The organism is Streptomyces sp. (assembly GCF_050698815.1).
Lineage (GTDB): Bacteria > Actinomycetota > Actinomycetes > Streptomycetales > Streptomycetaceae > Streptomyces.
The window spans coordinates 1-5,583 of sequence record NZ_JBOHCV010000679.1; the positions used below are offsets into that span (position 1 = coordinate 1).

Sequence of the window (5,583 nt, forward strand, 5' to 3'; positions counted from 1 at the left end):
GGCCCAAGGCGGGGGTGTCGAGGAAGCAGAAGGTGCTGCGCTGGGGCGGTGGGGCCCTGGGGCTGATACTGATCGCGGGGTGCCTGGGAGGCTATTTCCTGTACGAGCACTTCAACGGCAACATCAACAAGGTCGACGTCGGCATGAACAACGGGGCCGTGACCGACGGTCCGGTGAACATACTCGTGCTGGGCACCGACGCCCGTAAGGGCAAGGGCAACAGCGGCTACGGCGACAGCCAGAGCGTCGGCCACGCCGACACCACGTTCCTCTTCCATGTCTCCGAGGACCGCACCAACGCCACCGCGCTCTCCATCCCGCGCGACATGGTCACCGACATCCCCAACTGCCCGACCAAGCAGAAGGACGGCTCGACCAAGACCATTCCGGGCCAGCAGGGCGCACGGTTCAACACCAGCCTGGGTCAGTCCGAGCGGGACCCCGGCTGCACCTGGCGCACGGTCGAGAAGCTGACCGGCGTCAAGATCAACCACTTCATGATGGCCGACTTCAACGCGGTCAAGGAGCTGTCCACGGCGGTCGGCGGCGTCGAGGTCTGCGCCGCCAAGGACATCGACGACCCCAAGTCGCACCTCAAGCTCAAAGCGGGCAGGCACGTCGTCAAGGGCGAGCAGGCCCTCGCGTTCGTCCGCACCCGCAAGACGGTCGGCTTCGGAAGTGACCTGAGCCGGATCGAACTGCAGCAGCAGTTCCTCAGCTCGATGATCCGGAAGATGAAGTCCAGTGACACCCTGGGCGATCCGACGAAGCTCTACAGCCTGGCCAACGCCGCGACCAAGGCCCTCACGGTGGACACCGGCATCGGCAGCGTCAACAAGCTGATGAACCTGGCCAAGGAACTGAAGCAGGTCGACCCCAAGAACATCACCTTCGCCACCGTTCCCGTCCTGGACAACCCGGACGACCCGGCCACGGTCATACTGGACGAGGCGAAGGCGCGGCCGCTCTTCAAGATGGTGCAGGCGGACAAGTCGCTCACCAAGACGAAGAAGGACGCGAAGAAGAAGGACCCGGCCAAGGCCAAGAAGGTCCCGGCGTCGCAGGTGCGCGTGGACGTACGCAACGGCGGCGGCCCCGTGGGCGCGGCACAGGAAACGGTGGACTGGATGCAGAACCAGAAGGGTGTAGCGCTCTCCACCAACGCCGGCAACGCCTCCGCGCAACTGTCCAAGACACGGCTGGAGTTCTCCTCCACCCAGGCAGGACAGGCGGCCACCCTCGCCGAGATGCTGGGACTGCCGAAATCGGCGATGAAACAGAGCTCGAGCGTCGGCAAGGCGATGGAGCTCACCCTGGGCAAGGACTTCACCAAGGCGGGCGAGCCGGTCGAGGCACCCGAGAAGGCCCCGGACGGCGTTCAGAACGTCAAGGCGAACGACAAGAACATCTGCGCGAAGTGACGTGCCGCGCCTTCCGGCCGCTCCGCCAAGCGGCCGGGAAGGGCGCACCACGTGAGGAAACGAACGGGGAGGCCCCGTGCGGCTGAACAGCATTCGAGGCGGGCAGGGGACGCGAAGCGGCGCGCCCACGGCGCGTGAGCGCGGATGGGACGACTCGCTGTACGAGGACGGCCGGGTGCCACGCGCGCGGCGGGGCCACGGCCAGGGCAGCGGTGCGAACGGCGGTTCCGGCGACGGTTCCGGCGATGGCGGGGGCGGCGCGCGGCCGCGCAGGAAGAGACGCGTGCTGCGCTGGTTCATCCTCTGTCTGTCACTGCTGATACTCGCCACCGCGGGAGCGGGCTACTTCTACTACGCACACCTGAACGGCAACCTCAGCAAGGACCTGCTCAACCTCGGCGACAACAAGCTCGACAAGAGCAATCCCAATGCCGCCGGCCAGACACCGCTCAACATTCTGCTGCTGGGCTCCGACTCCCGGAATTCCAAGAAGAACGTCCAGCTGGGCGGCTCCAGGGCGGACCGTGACCGGCCGCCGCTGGCCGACGTGCAGATGCTGCTGCACGTCTCGGCGGACCGCAGCAACATGTCGGTGCTCTCCATCCCCCGGGACACCAAGGCGACGATTCCCAAGTGCACCGACCCCGATGACGGCAAGGTCCACCCGAAGACGACCGCCAAGATCAACACAAGCCTCCAGCACGGCGGTCCGGGCTGCACCGTCGCCGCCTGGGAGGAGTTGACCGGTATCCCGGTCGACCACTTCATGATGATCGACTTCTCCGGTGTGGTCTCGATGGCGGACGCGGTGGGCGGTGTCCCCGTCTGCGTGGACGACAACGTCGCCGACCCCCAGTCCAAGCTGCGGCTGAAGAAGGGCGAGTCGGTGGTTCGCGGCGAGCAGGCCCTGCACTGGCTGCGTACCCGGCACGGCTTCGGCGACGGCACCGACATCGGCCGCGCCCGCGCCCAGCACATGTACATGAACTCGATGGTCCGCCAGCTCAAGGCCGGTACGAAGCTCAGCGACCCCGGCAAGATGCGCGACCTGGCCGAGGCGGCGACCAAGGCGCTCACGGTCGACGAGGGCCTCGGCACGGTGAAGAAGCTCTACGACCTCGGCAACGACCTCAAGCGGGTGCCGACCAAGCGCATCACTATGGCGACGATGCCGTGGAAGTACGCGCCGGGCGGCTACGTGGTGCCCAAGGAGGGCGACGCGGACCACACCTTCTCCCTCATCCGCAACGACGTGTCGCTGGACGGCCGGGACAAGAAGAAGGCCGGAGCCGAGAAGTCGCCGGAGCCGACCGAGCCGTCGACACCGAAGTCCCGGCTTCCGGTACGGGTGATGAACGGCACGGGCACCGCGCTGCAGGCCCCGGTCACGGGGCGGGCCGGAGCCATCGTGGAACACCTGGGCCAGGAGGGCTTCGACCAGGCAACCGCCGATCAGGGGCCCAAGTCGCAGGCGGACACCACGGTCAGCTACCCGCGCGCGGCCCAGCGGGGCGACGCGCTCGCCGTCGCCAAGGCATTGGGTCTGCCCGACCGTGCTGTCAAGCACTCGAACGGCGTGCAGGAGGTGACCCTGGTGATCGGCGCGGACTGGCGCGAGGGCACGGCCTACCCGAAGGGCGAGGACGGCGGGTCCGACGGCGAAGAGAAGAAGAACAAGGCACCGGACAGCGCGGACGCGCTCCGGGGTGACGACAAGGCGGCGTGCATGGAGGTCAACCCGTCGTACGTGTGGTGACCCGGATGACCTGACAGCGGGCATGCCACCGGCAACGGTAAGGGGCGGCCACCTTGGTGGCCGCCCCTTACCGTTGTCCTGTTGCTGCGCGGTCACACGGCTAGGGAGCCGGCACCGGCTCCCGGCGGGACGCGATCACCTTCCGCGCCAGCTTCCGCGGGCTCGTCAGGAACCCCCACCCCCACGACATGTGCATCGTGGCCAGCGCGACCGGAATCCGTACGCGGGTCTTCAGCGGCAAGTCCCGGCCTGCGGGCAGCGAGCCCGCGGTGATGGCCGCCAGATAGCCGCCCGGCACGAGAAAACCCCACGGCGTCACCGCGACACCGAGGACCACACCCGCCGCTATCGCGCACAGCGCGACCGGCGCCGCGAGATAGCGCAGGCTGATAGACCCCGAGTGATAGCGCGCGACGACGTGCCGCCAACGGCCGTAGTTCTTGTACTGCTTCGCGAGGGCGCGCACGCTGGGGCGCGGCCGGTAGGCGACCTTCAGCTCCGGCGAGAACCAGATCAGACCGCCGGCCCCGCGGATCCGGAAGTTCAGCTCCCAGTCCTGCGCGCGGATGAACTCCTCGTTGTAGCCGCCCAGCTGTTCCAGCATCTCGCGCCGGAAGACCCCGAGGTAGACGGTCTCGGCCTCGCCCGCCCGGCCGCCGGTGTGGAAGGCGGCGTTCCCGACGCCGACCCTGGAGGTCATGGCGGCGGCGACGGCCCGCTCCCAGTCGTTCTCCCCCTCGGCGTGCATCAGGCCGCCGACGTTGGCCGCGCCGGTCTCCGACAGGAGCCTGACAGCCGTCGAGATGTAGCCCGGCGAGAGCATGCCGTGCCCGTCCACGCGCACCACGACCGGGTGTCTCGATGCCTTGATCGCGGCGTTCAGCGCCGCGGGCGTACGGCCGCTCGGGTTGGGAACGGTGTGCACCCGCCGGTCCTCACGGACCAGCTCCGCCGCGATCTCGTCCGTACGGTCCGCCGACGGGCCGAGGGCGATGACGACCTCCAGCTCACCGTCGTACTCCTGCTGGAGGATGTGCTTCACGGAGCTGCGCAGGTGCCGTTCCTCGTTGAGAACCGGCATGATCACCGAGACGGCGGGCAGCTCCGCGCTCGTCGAGGAAGTCCTATCAGTCACACGTTCACGTTACCGCGACAGGGGGATGCCTCCGCACGCCAGCCGAGTGCCGCAGAACCGCGGGGCGGCGTGTGATCAAGAGGCACAGATCGTATCGCCCTAAGGTATGGCAATGCGCGCGGAAGCACAGAAAAACGGCCAGAGGCCCCGCTGGGGTGTGCGCCTCGCAACGGCCCTCTCCGTACTGGTGCTGGGGGCGAGCGGCGTCGGGCACGTGATGGTCAACGGACTCAACGCGGACGTGAAAAGAGTCGATCCCTTTCAGGGGCTGACCGACCGTCCCCGGGACACCGGAGGCGTCAACTTCCTCGTCGTCGGCACCGATCGGCGCGACAAGCTCTCACGCGAACAACGGGAGAAATACCGCCTCGGCGGCTCGGCCTGTGACTGCACCGACACCCTGATGCTCGTGCACCTCTCCGCCGACCACGACCGCGCCAGCGTCGTCAGCCTCCCGCGCGACTCCTACACGAAGCTTCCCGCCCACACCGACGCGGGCACCGGCAAACGGCATGCCGCGGTGCCGGCGAAGCTCAACTCCGCCTACGCACACGGCGGCGCACCGCTGACGGTCAGCACCGTCGAAGCCATGACCCGCATCCACATCGACCACTATCTGGAGGTCGACTTCACCAGTTTCATGCGCACCGTGGACGTGCTGGGCGGCGTGCCGGTCTGCACGGAGGAGTCTCTCCACGACAGCCGCTCCGGACTGAATCTGCCTGCGGGCAGGACCAATCTCGACGGCGGCCGCGCCCTGCAGTACGTACGTGCCAGGCACCTGGGCGACGGCTCCGACCTGAGCAGGATGAAGCGCCAGCAGCACTTCCTCGCCTCCGTCATCGAAAAGGCCACCGCCAGCGGTGTCCTGATGAACCCCGTGAAACTGAGGAAGGTCGCCTCCACCATCCTCGACTCCGTACGGGCCGACGACGACCTCGGCAGCGATCAGATGCTCGAACTGGGCCGGGCCATGCGGCGCTTCACAACGGAGTCCTCCGAGTTCGCCTCCGTCCCCATCGAGGATTCGGACTACACCGTGCCCAAGCTGGGCTCGACGGTGAAATGGGACGAGGCCGAATCCAGGAGGCTCTTCGGGGCGCTGCGCGCGGACCGTCCACTCACGAAGGAGAAGCCGCAGGACACCGAGCGCGCCACCGGCGGCGAGGGCGGCTCCGGCCAGGCCGGAAAGGCCGCTCAGCCAGCGCTCGTCGGGATTCCACCGGGCAGCATCCAGGTGCAGGTGGAGAACGGAACAGGCCGGGAGGGCC

General features: G+C 68.0%; 4 protein-coding genes. 3 read left to right on the forward strand and 1 reads right to left on the reverse strand.

Going from position 1 to position 5,583, the window contains the following annotated elements; translation table 11 throughout:
- Positions 1-1,421, forward strand: a 1,421-nt coding sequence (locus ACRDP3_RS24295) for an LCP family protein (RefSeq protein WP_431519134.1), incomplete at its 5' end; no start/stop codon positions are given.
- Between the two features lie 76 nt (positions 1,422-1,497).
- On the forward strand, positions 1,498-3,177 hold the full coding sequence (locus ACRDP3_RS24300; RefSeq protein ID WP_431519135.1) for an LCP family protein: 1,680 nt from the start codon (positions 1,498-1,500) through the stop codon (positions 3,175-3,177).
- Positions 3,178-3,277: 100 nt separating this feature from the next.
- Here the strand turns inward: ACRDP3_RS24300 and ACRDP3_RS24305 are convergent, their stop codons facing one another.
- The gene (locus tag ACRDP3_RS24305; protein WP_431519136.1) at positions 3,278-4,312 is read right to left on the reverse strand and encodes a glycosyltransferase family 2 protein; all 1,035 of its coding nucleotides are present in this window, start codon (positions 4,310-4,312) and stop codon (positions 3,278-3,280) included.
- Between the two features lie 157 nt (positions 4,313-4,469).
- Between ACRDP3_RS24305 and ACRDP3_RS24310 the strand changes: the two genes are divergently transcribed.
- A partial coding sequence (locus ACRDP3_RS24310) for an LCP family protein (protein WP_431519137.1) occupies positions 4,470-5,583 on the forward strand: 1,114 nt, incomplete at its 3' end.